Below are 460 nucleotides of genomic sequence, written 5' to 3' on the forward strand. Positions count from 1 at the left end.
ATGCAAACCCACCCCGGCATGTTCGCGCTCGCCGGGGGTGGCATCTGCATCGGCCGCAACACCGGATCGGCGGTGTCGCAGCAATACCGGGCACCGTTCGCGTTCGGCGGCGGCACCATCGGGCAGGTCACCGTTGACCTGTCGGGCGAGCCGTACCGAGACCTCGAGGGGGAGCTCGCTGTCGCGTTCTCCAAGGACTGAGGGGACTGAGGGGACTGATCGATGAGAGTGAATGCCATCTGGGTGGGGGCGTGTGCGATGACGCTGCTGGCACTGCCGGGCTGCGGGGGCGGCGTCCACATCGCGGATCCACTCGCCGAAACCACGACGGCGGCGGCGCCGGGCACGACGCTGCCGGTGACGACGCCTCAGCGGGGACGTCCGTCGGAGTTCGCCGTGCCGGCTTACGGGGTCGAGCCGACCACCACGAGGGTACTGGCCACCGGCGAGGTCACCTGCC

General features: G+C 70.0%; 2 protein-coding genes. Both read left to right on the forward strand.

Going from position 1 to position 460, the window contains the following annotated elements; all coding sequences use genetic code 11:
* A partial coding sequence (locus tag RNC47_RS36675) for a hypothetical protein (RefSeq protein WP_311605199.1) occupies nucleotides 1-201 on the forward strand: 201 nt, incomplete at its 5' end.
* A 57-nt stretch (nucleotides 202-258) separates the two neighbouring features.
* A partial coding sequence (locus RNC47_RS36680; RefSeq protein ID WP_311605201.1) for a hypothetical protein occupies nucleotides 259-460 on the forward strand: 202 nt, incomplete at its 3' end.

The sequence above is a fragment of the Streptomyces millisiae genome, from assembly GCF_031845425.1.
Lineage (GTDB): Bacteria > Actinomycetota > Actinomycetes > Streptomycetales > Streptomycetaceae > Streptomyces > Streptomyces millisiae.